The organism is Acinetobacter sp. YH01009, from assembly GCF_013420765.1.
GTDB lineage: Bacteria > Pseudomonadota > Gammaproteobacteria > Pseudomonadales > Moraxellaceae > Acinetobacter > Acinetobacter amyesii.
Window position 1 is genome coordinate 24096 of sequence record NZ_VOYE01000016.1, and the last position, 17086, is coordinate 41181.

The 17086-nt window shown below is 42.8% G+C and carries 16 protein-coding genes; 7 read left to right on the forward strand and 9 right to left on the reverse strand.

Annotated features, from left to right (window positions below; genetic code table 11):
* Positions 1–108 precede the first annotated feature (108 nt).
* Both parE and FTT76_RS14110 read right to left on the reverse strand, forming a co-directional pair.
* Entirely contained in the window at positions 109–1989 is a 1881-nt protein-coding gene (gene parE / locus FTT76_RS14105) for a DNA topoisomerase IV subunit B (protein WP_180190587.1), read from the reverse strand.
* A gap of 187 nt (positions 1990–2176) precedes the next feature.
* Positions 2177–2776 (reverse strand): YqiA/YcfP family alpha/beta fold hydrolase, encoded by a 600-nt coding sequence (locus FTT76_RS14110; protein ID WP_180190603.1) that lies wholly within the window; start codon positions 2774–2776, stop codon positions 2177–2179.
* Positions 2777–3019: 243 nt separating this feature from the next.
* On the opposite strand from FTT76_RS14110, the gene FTT76_RS14115 reads away from it, so the two are divergent.
* Entirely contained in the window at positions 3020–4351 is a 1332-nt protein-coding gene (locus tag FTT76_RS14115) for an alpha/beta hydrolase (protein ID WP_180025879.1), read from the forward strand.
* A 69-nt stretch (positions 4352–4420) separates the two neighbouring features.
* On the opposite strand, the gene FTT76_RS14120 is transcribed toward FTT76_RS14115, so the two are convergent.
* Together FTT76_RS14120 and gshA are read right to left on the reverse strand one after the other, a co-directional pair.
* The gene (locus FTT76_RS14120) at positions 4421–4948 is read right to left on the reverse strand and encodes a disulfide bond formation protein B (protein ID WP_078190602.1); all 528 of its coding nucleotides are present in this window, start codon (positions 4946–4948) and stop codon (positions 4421–4423) included.
* A 21-nt stretch (positions 4949–4969) separates the two neighbouring features.
* Positions 4970–6547, reverse strand: a complete 1578-nt coding sequence (gshA, locus tag FTT76_RS14125) for a glutamate--cysteine ligase (protein WP_168379700.1) — start codon at positions 6545–6547, stop codon at positions 4970–4972.
* Between the two features lie 210 nt (positions 6548–6757).
* Here gshA and FTT76_RS14130 point away from each other — a divergent pair, with 210 nt between their 5' ends.
* From FTT76_RS14130 to FTT76_RS14145, 4 genes are all read left to right on the forward strand, one after another.
* Positions 6758–7297: a DUF924 family protein gene (locus tag FTT76_RS14130; protein WP_180190588.1), complete on the forward strand. Its 540-nt coding sequence runs from the start codon at positions 6758–6760 to the stop codon at positions 7295–7297.
* Positions 7298–7356: 59 nt separating this feature from the next.
* On the forward strand, positions 7357–7914 hold the full coding sequence (locus FTT76_RS14135) for a hypothetical protein (protein WP_180041416.1): 558 nt from the start codon (positions 7357–7359) through the stop codon (positions 7912–7914).
* 26 nt (positions 7915–7940) lie between these two features.
* Positions 7941–9251 (forward strand): DUF445 domain-containing protein, encoded by a 1311-nt coding sequence (locus tag FTT76_RS14140; RefSeq protein ID WP_180190589.1) that lies wholly within the window; start codon positions 7941–7943, stop codon positions 9249–9251.
* Positions 9252–9357: 106 nt separating this feature from the next.
* Positions 9358–9951: a hypothetical protein gene (locus FTT76_RS14145; RefSeq protein WP_180127460.1), complete on the forward strand. Its 594-nt coding sequence runs from the start codon at positions 9358–9360 to the stop codon at positions 9949–9951.
* Positions 9952–10010: 59 nt separating this feature from the next.
* Here the strand turns inward: FTT76_RS14145 and FTT76_RS14150 are convergent, their stop codons facing one another.
* The gene (locus tag FTT76_RS14150; protein ID WP_372491143.1) at positions 10011–10298 is read right to left on the reverse strand and encodes a DUF2798 domain-containing protein; all 288 of its coding nucleotides are present in this window, start codon (positions 10296–10298) and stop codon (positions 10011–10013) included.
* Between the two features lie 177 nt (positions 10299–10475).
* On the opposite strand from FTT76_RS14150, the gene argS reads away from it, so the two are divergent.
* Complete coding sequence (gene argS / locus FTT76_RS14155; protein WP_180025874.1) at positions 10476–12266, forward strand: arginine--tRNA ligase; 1791 nt, start codon at positions 10476–10478, stop codon at positions 12264–12266.
* A 302-nt stretch (positions 12267–12568) separates the two neighbouring features.
* The gene (locus tag FTT76_RS14160) at positions 12569–13168 is read left to right on the forward strand and encodes an SPOR domain-containing protein (RefSeq protein WP_180190590.1); all 600 of its coding nucleotides are present in this window, start codon (positions 12569–12571) and stop codon (positions 13166–13168) included.
* A gap of 134 nt (positions 13169–13302) precedes the next feature.
* Here FTT76_RS14160 and asd read toward each other — a convergent pair whose 3' ends face one another.
* From asd to FTT76_RS14180, 4 genes are all read right to left on the reverse strand, one after another.
* Positions 13303–14154 carry an archaetidylserine decarboxylase gene (gene asd / locus FTT76_RS14165; protein ID WP_180004355.1) on the reverse strand — a complete coding sequence of 284 codons (852 nt, stop codon included), beginning with the start codon at positions 14152–14154 and terminating at the stop codon, positions 13303–13305.
* Positions 14151–14999 carry a sulfurtransferase gene (locus tag FTT76_RS14170; protein ID WP_180004391.1) on the reverse strand — a complete coding sequence of 283 codons (849 nt, stop codon included), beginning with the start codon at positions 14997–14999 and terminating at the stop codon, positions 14151–14153. Before FTT76_RS14170 ends, asd begins: the two co-directional genes overlap by 4 nt.
* Positions 15000–15152: 153 nt before the next feature.
* Entirely contained in the window at positions 15153–16361 is a 1209-nt protein-coding gene (pncB, locus tag FTT76_RS14175; protein WP_180004352.1) for a nicotinate phosphoribosyltransferase, read from the reverse strand.
* Between the two features lie 146 nt (positions 16362–16507).
* Positions 16508–17008: an ankyrin repeat domain-containing protein gene (locus FTT76_RS14180; protein ID WP_180004350.1), complete on the reverse strand. Its 501-nt coding sequence runs from the start codon at positions 17006–17008 to the stop codon at positions 16508–16510.
* Between the last annotated feature and the right edge of the window lie 78 nt (positions 17009–17086).

A 17086-nucleotide genomic window follows, 5' to 3' on the forward strand; every position in this document is an offset into this window, starting at 1 on the left:
TTGCGACGTTTTTCAAAAAACACGGTGTTTTGGCACACAAATCATGCAGCTTTTCCTAAATTTGAAGCAAAAAAAAACCACTTGCGTGGTTTTTTCCTTGTTGCAATTTTAAACCGCTAAATCGGCCAAATTACCCTTCTGTTCCAACCAATATTTACGGTCTGAAGAGCGCTTCTTCGCCAATAATTTGTCGAGTAAACCTGAAGTAAACTGTACGTCATCCAAGTCCAGTTGCACTAAACGACGTGTATCGGGATCCATAGTCGTTTCACGCAGCTGACTCGCGTTCATCTCGCCCAATCCTTTAAATCGAGTGATTTGAGGATTTTTGGTTTTACATTTCTTTAAGATGCTTTCTAGTTCATCTTCATCCAAGGCATAGTGCACATCTTTATTGTCATCTATACGGAAAAGCGGTGGCATCGCCACAAACAGATGCCCTTCCTCAACCAAAGTATGGAAATGTTTGACGAACAGTGCGCAAAGTAAAGTTGCAATGTGCAAACCATCCGAGTCGGCATCGGCCAAGATACAAATCTTGCCATAACGGAGTTCTGACAAGTCGTCACTGCCCGGATCAACGCCAATGGCAATCGCAATATCATGTACTTCTTGCGATGCCAAAACTTCGTCTGAAGACACTTCCCAAGTATTTAAAATCTTACCACGGATCGGCATGATCGCTTGGAAGTTCTTATCACGTGCTTGCTTGGCAGAACCACCTGCAGAATCCCCTTCCACAATAAACAGTTCTGATTCTTCGAGGGTATGACCTACACAGTCAGCCAATTTACCTGGTAAAGCTGGACCTGAAACGATCTTTTTACGTTCAACTTTTTTCGCAGCTTTTAAACGGCGACCGGCCTTGGCAATCACCATTTCAGCCAGTTGCATGGCAATATCGGAGTTTTGATTCAGCCACAGTGCAAAGGCATCTTTGGCAATATTTAACACCACACCAGAGGCTTCACGGCTTGAAAGTCGTTCTTTGGTCTGACCCGAAAATTGTGGCTCTTGAAATTTCAAAGACAGAATAAAGTTGACGCCATCCCACACATCTTCGGCAGACAGTTTCATATTCCGTGGCAATAAATTCCGTAATTCACAGAATTCACGAATCGCATCTGTCACACCCGAACGTAAACCGTTGACATGGGTACCGCCCTGCGCGGTCGGGATGAGGTTCACATACGACTCTTGAATGGACTCACCGCCTTCCACATTCCAACAAATCGCAAACTCGGCGCTGGCACGCTCTGCTTCACCAGTCGCCACAAATGCAGGGGCAGGAACGATGTCACGGTCTTGCAGTTCATCCATCAAATAGTCAACCAGACCATTTTCAAACTGCCATTCAATTTTTTCGTTATTGATTTGATCGACATAAATGATTTGTAGACCGGCTGCCAATACTGCTTTGGCTTTTAAATTATGTTTAAGCGCTTTTAAGGCAAATTTAGGTGAGTCAAAATATTTCGCTTCAGGCCAAAAATGCACGGTAGTACCCGTTGCACGTTTAGCGCATTTACCTTCCAACACCTCAAGCGGTGCCACAGGAACGCCATGTTCAAAAGCCATTTTATACAGGTTGCCATGACGTTGAACTTCCACCTCAACACGGTTGGACAATGCGTTGACGACAGAAATCCCTACACCATGCAGACCACCTGAAAATTGATAATTGTCTGTGCTGAATTTACCGCCGGCATGCAGTTTGGTCAGAATGATTTCAATCCCGCTTTGACCATACTCAGGATGGATGTCAACCGGCATCCCACGACCATTATCTTCAACTGACAATGAGCCATCTTTATACACTGTCACGGTAATTTTATTGGCATGTCCTGCAAGCGCTTCATCGACGGCGTTATCTATCACTTCCTGCGCCAAATGGTTTGGTCGTGTAGTGTCTGTATACATCCCCGGACGACGACGTACCGGATCTAGGCCAGATAAAACTTCAAGTGATTGAGCCGTATATTGCGTCACGTTGCAAAATTCCCTGCTTTTTGGTTAAAACATTTCTTCAAGCGCTACAGTATATGCTTTTTTATTAAAATGCATATCTCTTGCGATCAGCCGCCATTTTCTTAAACAATTTAAACGTCAAATGATGTCGTAACTGCCCATTTTTTGTATGTTAGATCTGGCATGTCAGCATTTGTATTGGATCATTTTATTTAGGCATATTTTTGACAGCATCGGACAAAAACTGCAAGAGCATCGGTATTTTTTCTGCAAAATCATCCATGCCATGTGTTCCACCCACCTCAGTGATCAACATGGCCATGCCGGCTTGAGCCGCACTATAAAAATCAGCGGCATCTCGATAATCCAAGGTTTCATCACCTTGTTGGAGCAAGACCAACAGTTGATCTGCATTCTTAACCTTAGATACCGCCAAAGCCTGCATTTGATTGAGCTGTGCATCATCTAAGCACCATGTTTCAGTCACCTGATAGGGCAATGCCGTCTCGCCAAATAAATCACGAAATAATTGCCATGGATAGACCGCAGGATTGATGAGCACCGCAGGAATGTGATGGCGTGCCATCAACTGCGTCGCATAAAAGCCACCTAAGCTGCTGCCCACTAAAACCACATCATCTAGACCGTCAATCAGCTCTGACATCTGCTGCATCACCTGTAGCGGTGGCATATTCAAATCTGGCAAATGCATATGCACACCATTTAAGTCTGCGCAATAGCACCGTAATATCTGCCCTTTCACTGAATTTGAGTTACTTTGAAAACCATGCAAATACACAATATTCATCATTTTGATTCCAAATTGATCTTTAAATTGCCTTAAAAGTGGCATATAAGTGCTAACTACATCACATTTTATAAATTTGAATTTTTAGCAAAATTGTCAGACAAAAGGCATTCACCGACAGGTCTGTTATCGGTATTGTAAAAGCTGTTCGTGAGAATTTTATAAAATAAACAATGAAACTTCAGACTATTCCAGTAATAAATACAATCGAGGAATAGCATTGAATGTAAGGATAGGAACATTATGCCTAGCTTAACACCATTGCATGAAACCTATTGTAAATGGGATCGCACACCACCCAGTCAAGCAGATGTACTGGAAGGTTTGGCACAGCTCGTGACAATGCGTTTTAGTGATGTCGTGCATGACTTGATCAAAAACATTCAACGTGAAATTTTAATCAGTATTTTTGGAATGAGCGAACAAGGCTCGAAAGCCTTTCATAAGCAGCCGACGATTGCACGGATTTATGAATTTTCTTACAACACCTTTTTCAACTATGGCAATTATTTACTTGCACCAACGCTGCGTAGCATTATTGAAAAATTCCCACGCTTACACGACAAACCCCTCACGCCGTCTTTACATTTTTTAGTGGGCGCGCTGAATGGGGTCTTGGGCGACTATTTACTGAAATATCACAACCCGATGGCCTTACCCATGGTGGTTTACGACCATTATGGTGCGGTACAAAAAGGCGAATTAACCGGTCGTATTACCCTGTTGATTCATGGGCTCTGCATGAATCATCTGTCATGGTCGACAGCCAAATATGGCGGCATTGGTGAAAAATTACTGTCACAACGTGACCACAACACCATGCTGTATTTAAATTACAACACGGGTCGTCGTATTTCGACCAATGGCCGCAGCCTTGCCAATACATTAGAGGATTTGGTCCGTCGCAACCCCGGTATTACCAGTATCGACTTAATTGGTCATAGTATGGGGGGCTTAGTCTCCCGTAGTGCCATTTTTTATGGCAAACAAAATATGTATCAATGGATTCATCAAGTCGAAAATCTAGTCTGCTTGGGCTCACCACATCATGGTGCTGTGCTTGAACGTGTCGGATTTCATCTGCAAGATCAATTGGGGCGTTTCCCCTTGGTCAAAATCGTGGGGCACGTGGTGAATATTCGTAGTAACGGCATTTTAGATTTGCGCTATGGCAGCGTGCGTGATGACGATTGGGAACATAATGATGTCCGCATTGGGCTCATGGATGACAACCGTAAACCTGCCCCGATTCCATCACATATCAATACCTACCTCGTGGCAGGGACCATTGAATATGAACATCGTCGCAATAAAACGCGACATGTGATTGGAGATTACTTGGTCAGTGTGAAAAGTGCGTTGGGGGAACATCCAAATGCACGGTATCAACTGAAAGTTCCAGATTCACATAAAGCAATTTTTTATGGCCTGAACCATTTCGAAATTCAGCATCATCCACAAGTGGCCGAGCAAATCGTGCATTGGTTCTATCCAAACAATGACGATAAAGCTTGTGATCATATCTATGAATTTATGATGGACTTGGAAAGTATGGAAGGCATTGCCCTGACCTAAGGTAAACTTCCCCCATGCAGACTCGTATAAAAAAGCCCTCAACTGAGGGCTTTTTTATATATCACTGAATTAGAATTTATCACGTAAACGTGGCACTGGTTTGCTTGGGTATTTACGCAATAACTGCCAAAGACTGAGCAAAGTTAAGACCGCAAAAAACACCAATGACCAAACCGGTAATGATTGTCCCAAGAACGTCCAATCCACTTTGGCACATTCACCAGAGCCGGTTAGTACTTGTTCAAAGACTGATTTTAACGGCAGCGTTTCTACCCAATAATCCAGTCCTGGGCCACAGCTAGGTACTTTGTCTGGCGGTAAGTTTTGCAGCCAAATATGACGCGCAGCCACCCCAGCAGACCAAAGAATTGATAGTGTCCCCAACAATGCGTAAATGCGTTTACCCCAATTCGATGCTGGATTGTGAATCAACGCAATCAATGAAATGATGCCGAGTCCAATCAAACCAATACGTTGGAATACGCATAATGGACAAGGTTCTAAGCCTTGTACATGTTCTAAAAACAGCGCAAAAGACATACCGATCACGCTGGCTAAAAACAACAAACCACTCACGAAGCGGAAACTCCATTTCATGGTAAATCCTCTTAAAATTTTTTATCTAAAGTTTTTCAAATATTCTTCAAAACTCAAGGTGCAGTCTTGCTCAAGTTGAGCCTGTTTTTCTAAAGACTGCTCAGCAGCTTGTGCAAAATATGCTGCAGTTTCAGGGCTCAAAACATGCTGCTCATACACTTCAGCATGTTGTAAGGCCATAAAGCTACCAAAGCCCCAAGTTCCACCTTGTTCTAAAGTATCGCTAATCATACGTGCCGACAATGTTTCATCGACTTCATCGATGCGTGATTGCATCACAGCCATTGCCTGAGTGTAAATATCTGTATTGTAAGAATCATCCAGCAATTCAGCCAACGGTTGCATCGCTGCAACATGTGTACGACACCATGTTTCAATTGGAATCGCTTGGCCTTGCTGTAAAATCACTGCGTTTGGCGCACGGCCACGGTTTACTACTTCAGCCTGATTTTTCTCAATTTCATTTTGTTCGGCATCTAACAATGCTGGGCTGTCTTGCAATAAACAGTATAAAGCCACCACTTCAAGCAAGCCTGCCGTGTCTTCATTGATCCCAATCGGGCTATAAGGATTGACGTCTACTGCGCGTAATTCTACATAACCCACACCACGATTTTGCAGGGCTTCAGATGGTGTTTCACCATCCTGTGGCACTTGTTTCGGACGAACCAAACTGTAGTATTCATTTTCAATTTGCAACACGTGGTCATTAATTTGAATCGGTTCACCCTGTTCATCATTTAAACCTAAATGACTAAATGCGGCATACGGGGTATGCACCGCTTTTTGCAAACCTTCCAAATATGCCTGAATGTCGTTGTAGTGAATCCCTAACTGTTTTTGTGCCGAATTTTGATAACCAAAATTTCCCATACGCAGCGCCGTTGCATAGGGTAAAAATAGCGTGCCTTTTAAGAGCGGTAACAGCTGATGTTCACGTCCAGTCATAAAACATTTACACACCGACGGGCTCGCCCCAACCAAAAACATCACCAATGGCGTTAAACGAATAAAATTACGGATCAGGCCAAAATAACGATGACTGCGATAATCCTGTAAGCTCAATGCTTTAAGGGCATCGTCAGTTTCGTGCTGTTGCAGTGCTTCAAAGAAATGATCTGGGAAGGATAAATTATAATGCACCCCTGAAATGGTCTGCATCCGGCGACCATAGCGCACCCCTAAACCACGACGGTACAAGGTTTTAAAACGTCCTATATTCGAGCTGCCATATTGCGCTAAACGAATACTGTCTTCGTCTTTATCCAACATGCATGGCATCGACAATGGCCAAAGTTTTTCACCATGTTCTAAATGCGTATGTGCAACAGCGTGAATATCTTGCAGATAGTTCAACGCCTCTGTAATGGTTTCTTTTGGCGGCGTGATAAATTCCATTAAAGCTTCAGAATAGTCTGTCGTAATATGCGGATGAGTCAAAGCCGCACCCAAGGCTTGGGGATGGTCGGCCTGAGACAAGAAACCGTTGCTTTGCATACGTAAGCTTTCACGCTCAATACCGCGCAACATTCCTTTAATCAGCGAAGAATCTACCCAAGTCGGTAAAATGTCTTGAGAGGTCGATTCGGGTTGACTCATTGCTATCTCGCTTAAATGGAAGAAACTACTAAAATAAAATCATCAGTTTATATCAGTATAACGCGATTTGAAGTGGGCATATGACCCACTGTATAGTTTTGAGACAAACCGTGATTTTATTTTGGCAATTTTTTATCACAAACTTACTCTATATGACATTTGAAATTTGTGATTTTATAAACAAATATATGCTAATAATGCTTAAAACTTATGAATTATCAAGATATTCTCGAATTTTGGTTTAACCCAGAAAATCAGCCTAATTGGTTCGCTAAAAGCAATAATTTTGATGTTTTAATCGAAAAAAAGTTTAAAGACATCCATCAAGCGGCGAGTAAAGTAGAACTGTGGCAATGGCGTACGACTGCCGAAGGTCGATTGGCTGAAATTATTGTTTTAGATCAATTTTCTCGAAATTTATTCCGTGACTCTGGCTTGGCTTTTGCCCAAGATGCACTGGCTTTGGCGCTTGCACAAGAAGCTATCGCGCAGGGTTTAGATCTACAATTAAGCCCTGAACAGCGCTCATTTTTATATATGCCCTTTATGCATAGCGAATCGAAAAAAATCCATCAAAGCGCGTTAAAATTATTTGAGCAACTGGGCAATCCGATCAACTTAGAATTTGAAAAAAAGCATAAAGTGATTATCGATCGATTTGGACGTTACCCTCATCGCAATGCGGTATTGGGCAGAACATCCACAGCAGAGGAATTGGAATTTTTAACCCAGCCCAATTCTAGCTTTTAATTGACGGCTTTTGGCCAGTATCTCCCCTTGCCATGAACCGACTGAACAGGAGTATGCGCATGAACAAACTCATTATCGCAGCAGCCATAACCGCAGCACTCGGTTTGACTGGCTGTGCCACAACCCCATCAAAACCTTTGACCTTTGAACAACTCGGTCAATATTCTGCGACACCATTAAATGCGCAAAGCTATCGTATTAGCTTTCAAGCTAGACCCAATATGAGCTATGGTACTGCCGAAGAAATCACCTTGGTTAAAGCCGCTCAAACCACCCTACACAATGGCTTTCAATATTTTAAAGTCATGGATGATCCGAGTAATCGGAGTCAAAAACCGCCGCGCCAAGCGGTGATTTACCCAGACCCAATGCCTTATCCATATGGCTATTACCGTCGCCATCCTGGTTTTTGGCCAGGCCCGTTTTATGACGTTCCACAGGTGGTCACACTCGATCCAACTCAAGTTTCCTACAGTATTACTTGCTATAAAGATCGTGCCAAAGCCCCTCAGGATGCCTTTGATGCTCGCTTGATTTTGCAATCACTCGGGGCTAAATATGGTTTAGACAGCCAAGGAAATCCTTTGCCTGTAGCCGCTGAGCCTACCACCAAATAAGTCAACCCATAGAGACCCGATCATTGATGAACCCAACTGAACAGCCTGCTGTTTCACCTAGTCTGCAACGCAGTAAACGCTTCGCCACCATTGCTTTGGTGGTGGCGGTGCTGGCGTGGATTGCATTGATGATCGCAGCTAAATTGCTGCCCGAATATGTTTGGCTCATTCATATTTTGATGCTTTCAGCAGAAGCTGGCGTGGTTGGTGGTTTGGCAGACTGGTATGCGATAACCGTTTTATTTCGCAATCCCTTTGGTCGTATTCCGATTCCTAAATTTTTACGTGACCACACAGAAATTATTCCACGCAATAAAGCGCGCATTGCCGAGTCGATGGGCCGCTTTGTTCAGGAAAATTTTCTTTCACCACAAGTGGTTGAAAAAAGTTTAGCGGAGACGGATCTCTCTCTTGCTGTCGGGAAATGGTTGGCCAATCCGCACAATAATGCGCAAGTGACCCAAGTCATTCAGCAAACGGTACCGAAAATTTTCGAATTTGTCGGTCAGGAACAAATTGGACGCTTTATCCAAAATAACAGCGTGCAATGGGTACGAAATACTCAGGTCAATCATTTGGCCAGTGAAATGCTACGGGCAGTTTTAGAAAATGACTTCCATCAAGATGTTCTGCAACGTGGACTAGATTTAGCCCATGATTGGATGTTACAGCACCCTGAACAAACTCGTGATTTATCACGTCAGTTGTTTAAAGAACTCGGGGTTTGGAAGCTCGCCAAAGGTGCGAGCTGGATCGGTATTGATGTACAACAGCGCACCATTGATTCACTGGTCAGTCGTGTCGAGTCGATGCTTGCCGACCATGAACATCCGTGGCGCCGTAAAATCGAAGACATGGCACAGCAGCTTATGCAGCAACTGGCGGACAATCAGAGTGTTGCCAGCCAACGCCTGAACAGTACCAAAGATGCCATGCTCGATAGTCCACAAATGTTGAATTTTATCAGTGGTGCAGTGGTGATTTTATGCGATGCCATTCGTTCTGATTTAGAAAAGCCCGATTCAGGGATTGCACAAAATCTACGTGTCGCCATTCAACAAGTGGGCGAAAATATTGTCTCTAACGCCGCTGTACGCCAATTGCTGAATGAAAAAATGAGTGATATTGCCATCAATCTCTCCGATCAATATAGCGAAAAAGTCATTCGGTTTATCAGTGAACGTATACACGAATGGGACTCACGTGAAATGATCGATAAGATCGAAAACGAAGTCGGTGGCGACTTGCATATGATTCGAGTCAATGGTGTCGTGGTCGGTGGTTTTATTGGCCTTTCACTGGGGATTATTCGTGCCTGTGTAGAATGGCTGCTTTAGCCGCCCGCTAAAGTCCTTCTCACAGGAGATAGGTCGTAGGTTTGAGCTTTATGCGTAGAACCGTTAAACTTTGCCGATCCGAAAATTTAATAGAACAATAAAATCTATGCACTTACCTGCCATCTATACACTACCATTCATTCTAATCATCAGTAGCTTAAGCGCTTGCCAGACCATTTCCAAAACCAGTAGCACAGTCAGCGACAAAGTGATGGGCATGCTCGGTAAAGAAAAAGCCCCTGAAATCGATAAAAAAGGCACAGTCGATATCAGCAAAAGTACCCAACAACAGTTAGAAACCCTACTGACCAATATGCCGAAAAATCAGTGGGTCTATATTGAAAATGATCAACAAGGCATATCTACCCTCAAAAATAAATCGGCAGATAATTTCACTTTGAGCTTCAAGTTAAATTGCAAAATCAGCACTCAGCGCCCAACGTTCAGTATAAGCAACGCGGATGGCCAAGAGATCCTAAAAGCACATGATACAAATGTGGGGCAAATTCAAATTCTGCTCGACAATAAAAACTTTGGAAATCCGTTTGAGACAGCCCATCAGCAAAAGTTCCAAAGCTTTAAAACCGCTGTCGCTCAGGCCAAAGTCATTAAAGTGTTTAATTCCTCAAAACTCTATACCTTCCAAAACAACAAAGCCGAATTACTCTCTAAAGCAGTAAGTTGTCGCGATAGCCTATAAATATTTAAAGCGAAATGCAGTAAGTCACCGTTTTACTCAACTGTGACTTACATGCAGGCTTATTTTGCAGGTGGCTGTGGCCCTGACATATCAACCAGCAGGCCTGTAAACTTTCGAACAAAAGGCAATAAAATCAGCACAATGGGAAAAGCAATTGCCCAAGAAATCATCCAATTATGCAGCCATAGGGTAAGAAACCCCTCAAACCAACCTAAATTTCTGAGCATATTAATAAACGAAATAATGCCGCTCATGAGACAGGACAAAATAAACGGCACGATAATCAGCGCCCAACGTGCAGCTAACTTCGGCACATTGCCAAAAATTTTAGGGGTGGGTTGTGACATGTCCATATACTCAAGCAGTGATCCTGAATCGCTAAACCACTTATATCGTTTTACTTCGATATAAGCAATGCTTCACTTTTATCGAATATTTTTTATTCGCAACAAATGGGTTCACCTAAAGAGCCTGAAATTTGCTATATTTACCGTTTTTCTGCGACATTTATTTTTCGACTGATTATGAATACGGCAATACAAGCAGCGCTCGATCATGCAGTGCAATCCCTTCAAGCTGAAGGTGTACTCCCAAATGACTGGAACAATACTAGCAATTTGACCCGAACCAAAGACCGAAGCCACGGTGACTTTGCGTCAAACATTGCCATGATTGCCTCTAAAGCTGCAGGTATGAAGCCGCGTGATTTAGCCGAAAAAATTCTGGCAAATCTTCCAGAAGTCGCAGATATCAGCAAAGCAGAAATTGCAGGTCCTGGCTTTATTAACTTCTTTTTAAATGCTGACCAACGTTTTGCTGTCTTAGACCAAATTCAAGCTCAGAAAGATCAGTTCGGTCGTACACAGGCCAATGCTGAAAAACGTGTTCAAGTGGAATTCGTTTCAGCCAACCCAACGTCTAGCCTACACGTGGGTCATGGTCGTGGCGCAGCTTACGGTATGACCGTTGCCAATCTCCTTGAGGCAACAGGTGCCAAAGTTGACCGTGAATACTATGTCAACGATGCTGGCCGTCAAATGGATATCTTGGCGACATCGACTTACTTGCGTTATTTAGAATTGACCGGTCAACAACTGGTCTTCCCTAAAAATGCATACCAAGGCGACTACGTTAAAGAAATCGCACAAAGCATTATCGACAAAGATGGCGATGCTTATGTACGCCCTGTTGCCGACATCTACAAAGATGTTCCAGAAGATGTGCAATATGCTGCCGAACTCGATAGCGAAGGCAATAAAGTCGTTGTTTCAGGCGATAAAGAAAAACACATTGATGGCCTAATTCATAATTCACAAAACCATTTGGCTGCGGGTTACCGTGTGTTCCATCAAGCTGCGCTGAAAGCCATTCTTGATGACATTAAAGATGACCTCGGTGAATTTGGCGTGACTTTCAATCAATGGTTCAGCGAAGCAACCTTGACTGAAAAAATTGATGAAGCATTACAAATGCTCGATCAACGTGGTTTCTTATACGAAAAAGATGGCAACATCTGGTTCAAATCAACTGATTTTGGTGATGAAAAAGACCGTGTTGTGAAACGTCGTAATGGTCAAACTACATACTTCGCATCCGACATTGCTTATCACTTAAATAAACTACAACGCGGCTATACCGATATCATTGATATTTGGGGTTCAGACCACCACGGTTATATTGCACGTGTGAAAGCAGCGATTGATGCGCTTGGCTATGATTCTAAAAAATTGACGGTGCTTTTGGTTCAATTTGTGAGCCTATGGCGTGGCGGCGAGATGGTTCAAATGTCATCTCGTTCAGGTCAATTCGTGACTTTACGCGACTTACGTAAAGAAGTAGGCAACGATGCTGCTCGTTTCTACTATGTCATGCGTAAATCAGAACAACACATTGACTTCGACTTAGACCTTGCTGTGTCTCAAAGTAAAGACAATGCGGTGTACTACATCCAATACGCACACGCACGTATCTGCCGTATGCTCGAAAAAGCGGCTGCGACAGACGTTCAATTCTCTGCTGAAGCTGCACGTCAATTTGCAGCTAAACTTGAGTTAGAAGCTGAAACTGAAGTTCTTGCTAAACTTGCGGCTTACCCTGAAATTGTGGTTCGTGCAGCAAACAGCTATGAACCACACCAAGTGGGTAACTACTTGAAAGAATTAGCGGCGTTGTTCCATGGTTGGTACAACGAAAATAAAGTCTTGGGTGATGATGCAGAACTGACTCAAGCGCGCTTATTACTGTCTGTAAACGTACAGCAAGTTTTACGCAATGGTCTTGAATTATTGGGTGTGAGTGCGCCTGAAAGCATGTAAGCAACCCTTTATGTTGCGAGCACAATAGAAATTCATCGGCATCGCCCATGCACAAACACAGCGCATGGGTTTAAGCGTCATCAATTGCATTGTGCTAAAAAGAATCCTTTTCAATACAGGCTCGAAATGAGCCTGTATTTCGTTTATATTCAGCAATATGTCCGTGTCATCTTGGCTGTGCTGAAATTGTGAAAATTAAACAAATTCCTGATGACACTCATGTAATATATAACAATCAAGACTTGCTACTTTGGGCTGCCCCAAAGTGGTTCGTGACAATTAAAATTAAATGAGGTTTCCACGTGTTTGGAAAAACGCAGCGCGGTGTATCTGATCGGCCAAATAAGCCTAAAAAACCATTGATTCCAGCATGGCTAGGTACACTTGTCATCATTTTAATCGTGTTGAGTTTCTTAGTTGCGCTCATGCTTTGGAAACCTTGGGAACCTGTGAAGCCAAAAGGTCAAATTACCTCTGAACACTACCAAGAAGAAACCAATACAGACTATCGTTTCTACGACCTATTGCCTCAGCAACAAGTGACGCCAATTCCTGAACAAGCTGTTCCAGAAACCGAAAATAAAGAAACGGTGGTGATTGTTGATGCACCAGAACAAAAGCCAGTTGAAACCACAGAGCTTGGACTAGAAACCACAGAAACTGCGCCTGTTGCTGCAAGTTATATTCTGCAAGTGCGCAGTTATGATGATCCTGATCAAGCCGATGCACGACGTGCTGAAATTATTTTGAACGGTTTATCTGCCGATGTGATTCAAAGTAATGAAAACGGCAAAGTTTGGTATCGCGTTGTGTCTGGCCCCTATGATTCACAAGAAGCTGCTGTGATTGCACAGCAAACTTTACGTCATAGCAGTATCGACTCGATTGTCGTAAAACGCTAAATTTTGAAATTAAAAAAAAGCGCCTGATGGCGCTTTTTTTTATTCATTCCTTTAATAAAGGGAGGTTAGAAGGGATTCTTTTTTGAATACATCAGCTTAGCTCAAAAACCTCTCCTAAAGGGACAGGGAATTCATTAAATGGTATGCCCTAAAGCTTCGCCCATCACCACAGTCGAGTTGGCTTTAAAGGTCGCATCCCATTGCATTTTGTTTTCTTCAAACAACACAACCGCTGTTGAACCTAAATAGAAACGGCCCAATTCTGCACCTTTTTCTAAGAATAAATCGTGTTGATTCAGTTCCAAACGCCCTGTCGGTTTAACTTTACCTGTAGCCACGGTTTCAATACCTGCCACGATCATTGCGCCTACCAGTACGACCGCCATACGACCAACTTCTGTATCAAATAAGCAGACCATGCGTTCATTACGAGCGAATAAACCCGGAATATTTTCAGCAGTGGTCTGGTTTACTGAGAACAATTCACCCGGTACATACAGGGTTTCTGTCAATGTTCCTGCAAATGGCATATGTACACGGTGGTAGTCTTTTGGTGACAAATAAACCGTAGCAAACTGCCCATTTTTAAACGGCTCTGCCAATTGTGGATCGGCAATCAGGTTTTCAACGGTGAACTTCTGCCCTTTGGCCTGAAATACGTCACCATTTTCAATTTTACCCAGTTGAGAAATTGCACCATCTGCGGGTGAAACAACACTATTGGCATTGCTATCAATTTCACGCACACCCTCTTTTAAAGAGCGAGTGAAAAATTCATTGAATGATTTAAATTTTAAGGCATTGCTTTGCTCAGCAATCGACATGTCGATGCCATACTGCGCTTTAAATGCGGTAATCACGGCATTTTTCACCACAGGGTTTTCACTTGCAGCCAATTTACCGACGATACGCGATAATTTGTGCTGTGGAACAACACGCTGAGCTTGAATAAAAATTTGTTTTTTTAACTGAGATGTAAGGCTCAAGACGGCAACTCTCCGGTGATCACAGGACTATCGAGTCGGTTGCCCCACTCGCTCCACGCACCATCATAAGCTTGAATATTCCAACCGAGTAAACGTCCCAGTATATAAGCTAGGCCCGACCGATGATGGGACTGACAATATACCACCACAGGTTCGTTTAAATTGAATCCCAATTGTTCTAAGCGTTGTTGTGTGCGTTCTAAAGGATGCAATTTTAAATGATTTTCTCGGTTAAGGGCAGTACTCCATTCGAAATGTCGTGCCCCCGGAATGTGACCGCCGCGTCGCGCAGCCAAACGTAGGCCTGTATATTCATCTTCGGTACGGCAGTCCCATACTTGGATTTGCTCCTGCTGCACACGAGCCAATAGCTCATCATAGTTTGTTTGATACTGAGCACGCGCCTCTGCACTTACTTCAACCAATGGGCTCACGGGTTCAAATTGCTCAATTTCAGACGAGGTCGGTAAGCCTGCCCCAAGCCAAGCATGGATGCCACCATTGAGGAGACTGGTATTTTCAAAACCGAGGCAATGTAAGTTCCAAATCAGTCGACCAGCCCATGCCCCACCTTCATCGTCATACACTACTACATGATGTTCTGGACTGATATTCAGATAGCTGATGAGCTGTTCTAAACCGGCTTGGTCAGGTAAAAGCCCCATCGCTTGTTCTTCTTGGCGCACTAACAGTTTCGGCTGCACATGCAGTGCATGTGGAATATGCAATTGGTCATAAACCGAACGACGACTCAAATCGACGATCCGTAGTTTTTCATTACCAAGATGTGGAACCAATTCTTCCGCTTCAATCAGTAGACCAAAATTCAGTGTAGATGCTGTCATCGTTGTTCGTGTTGTATTTTGTGCGATTAAATTCGATCTTAGCATAAGTCATTTTCACTATTATTCTGAATTTTTGCATTCCTTTAGCAATATTTTAGATATAAAAAAGCCGAATCATTGATTCGGCTTTTTTAGTTTTATCTAATGCTGTGTTTAAGCGCTAACTTCAGAGATGTCAAACACCTGACGTAGATACGCTAAGAAAGTATCATTATCCGTCATGGTTTTACCCGGACTATCTGAAATTTTTGCCACAGATTGACCATTACATTCAACCAGTTTCAGTACGATATTCAGCGCAGTTTGTCCCATATCATTGGTCAAGTTGGTGCCAATACCAAAGCTAACTTGGAAACGGTCTTTGAAGTAATTATGCAAATCCCACGCTTTTTCGATATTTAGACCATCACTAAAGGTCAACATTTTACTTTTGCTATCGACTTTAAGCTTTTTGTAATGTGCATAGGCTTTATCGCCCCATTCATACGGGTCGCCACTGTCATGACGTAAACCGTCAAATAGTTTGGCAAAGTACAAATCGAAGTCACGTAAGAACGCATCCATACCGACAACGTCCGTCAAAGCTATCCCTAGGTCACCGCGATATTCTTGGACCCAAGTTTCTAGTGCCGCTTTTTGAAAGTCACGTAATCGAACATCAAGAGCTTGGAACGCCTGCAAGAATTCATGTGCCATGGTGCCGATTGGAATAATATTCAAATCTTTGGCAATCAGGACATTACTGGTGCCACGGAAAATATTCGGAACGGCTTGATAAAATTCAGCAATCACGTGTTTTTGCCATTCGTAGCTATAACGACGGCGCGTCCCAAAATCAGAGACTAAGAATGGCGGATCATTTGGATTTTGTGCCGCTTCGTATTGTTTTAACAGCGCAATTTTATGTTGAAGACGACGTTCACCTTCAACCAATGTTTCTGGGGTACGAATACGTTGGAAATACAGTTCATTGACGATCGCCAAGACAAAGATTTCAAACATCATCGCTTGAACCATTGGGCCTTCTACCCAAATATCTAAACGACCTTCTTCATCAATTCCGGCTTTAATAAAACGACGTTTGAGCTGAAATAATTCAAGATAATCAACAAAATCACTTTTAATAAAACGCAAACTGCGTAAATACTGCAATTCATCTTCTTTAAACTTCAACTGACATAGCATGTCGAGCTGCGTGTTTAAATCATCCAAAATTTCGACCAGTGGATAGGCTGTATCATCCAAGTTACGGCAGCGAAAGTGATACACACTATGGGTTTGCGGAAATTTGTGTAACACCACTTGAAGCATGGTGAATTTATACAGATCTGTGTCTAATAAGGATTGGATGATTGGAGACATAAAGACTTTCAGTTTTTATCAACTCTTTGCATTAAAGCATACTTTATTGATAAAAAGCCGATTGATTTAGTGGAATAACTTATAAATCACCGCGATTTATCGACTTTTTTCAATTTTTTTGCTGAAGCTGAGCGCGATCAAGCTCACTATTTTTTGAGTAACTGTCGATATTTTTCTTCTTGACCAAATTCACGCGCAAACTGTTCTGCAGTCTTTTGCCCCATTTTTTTGGCATTTGCATCGCAATCCACTTGGCGTAATTGCTTTGCAATCGCCCATTCTAATTTAAACATGGCACCCATCAATGCGGTGTTGCCTTTATTGTCACGTGCGCAGCGGTCTGCACCTTGTTCTAGCAAACGAGTCACAATATTTTGATGACCATAATAGGTTGCCATCATCAGTGGTGTAAAACCCGAAGCATTGCGCACATCGACCGGAAAACCGTGCTTAAGAAATTCATTGATGACTTCTTCATTGCCAGTTTTGGCTGCAGCAAAGAAAATTGCGATCCATTCCTGTTGTGAGGTCATCTGATCGCTTGCAGTTGCTTTAGCGGGGGAGATATCTTCCGCGATTGCCACGTTTGCGAATGCGGAACCAAACGCAAGAAGACTGGCTAAAGTCAAATGCTGCATAACTTTCATGATGAACTCCAACAGAAAACGAATGTAGAATTGAATTAGAAATGATTCATTTCATAAAAATGAATATTTAAGGAGTGC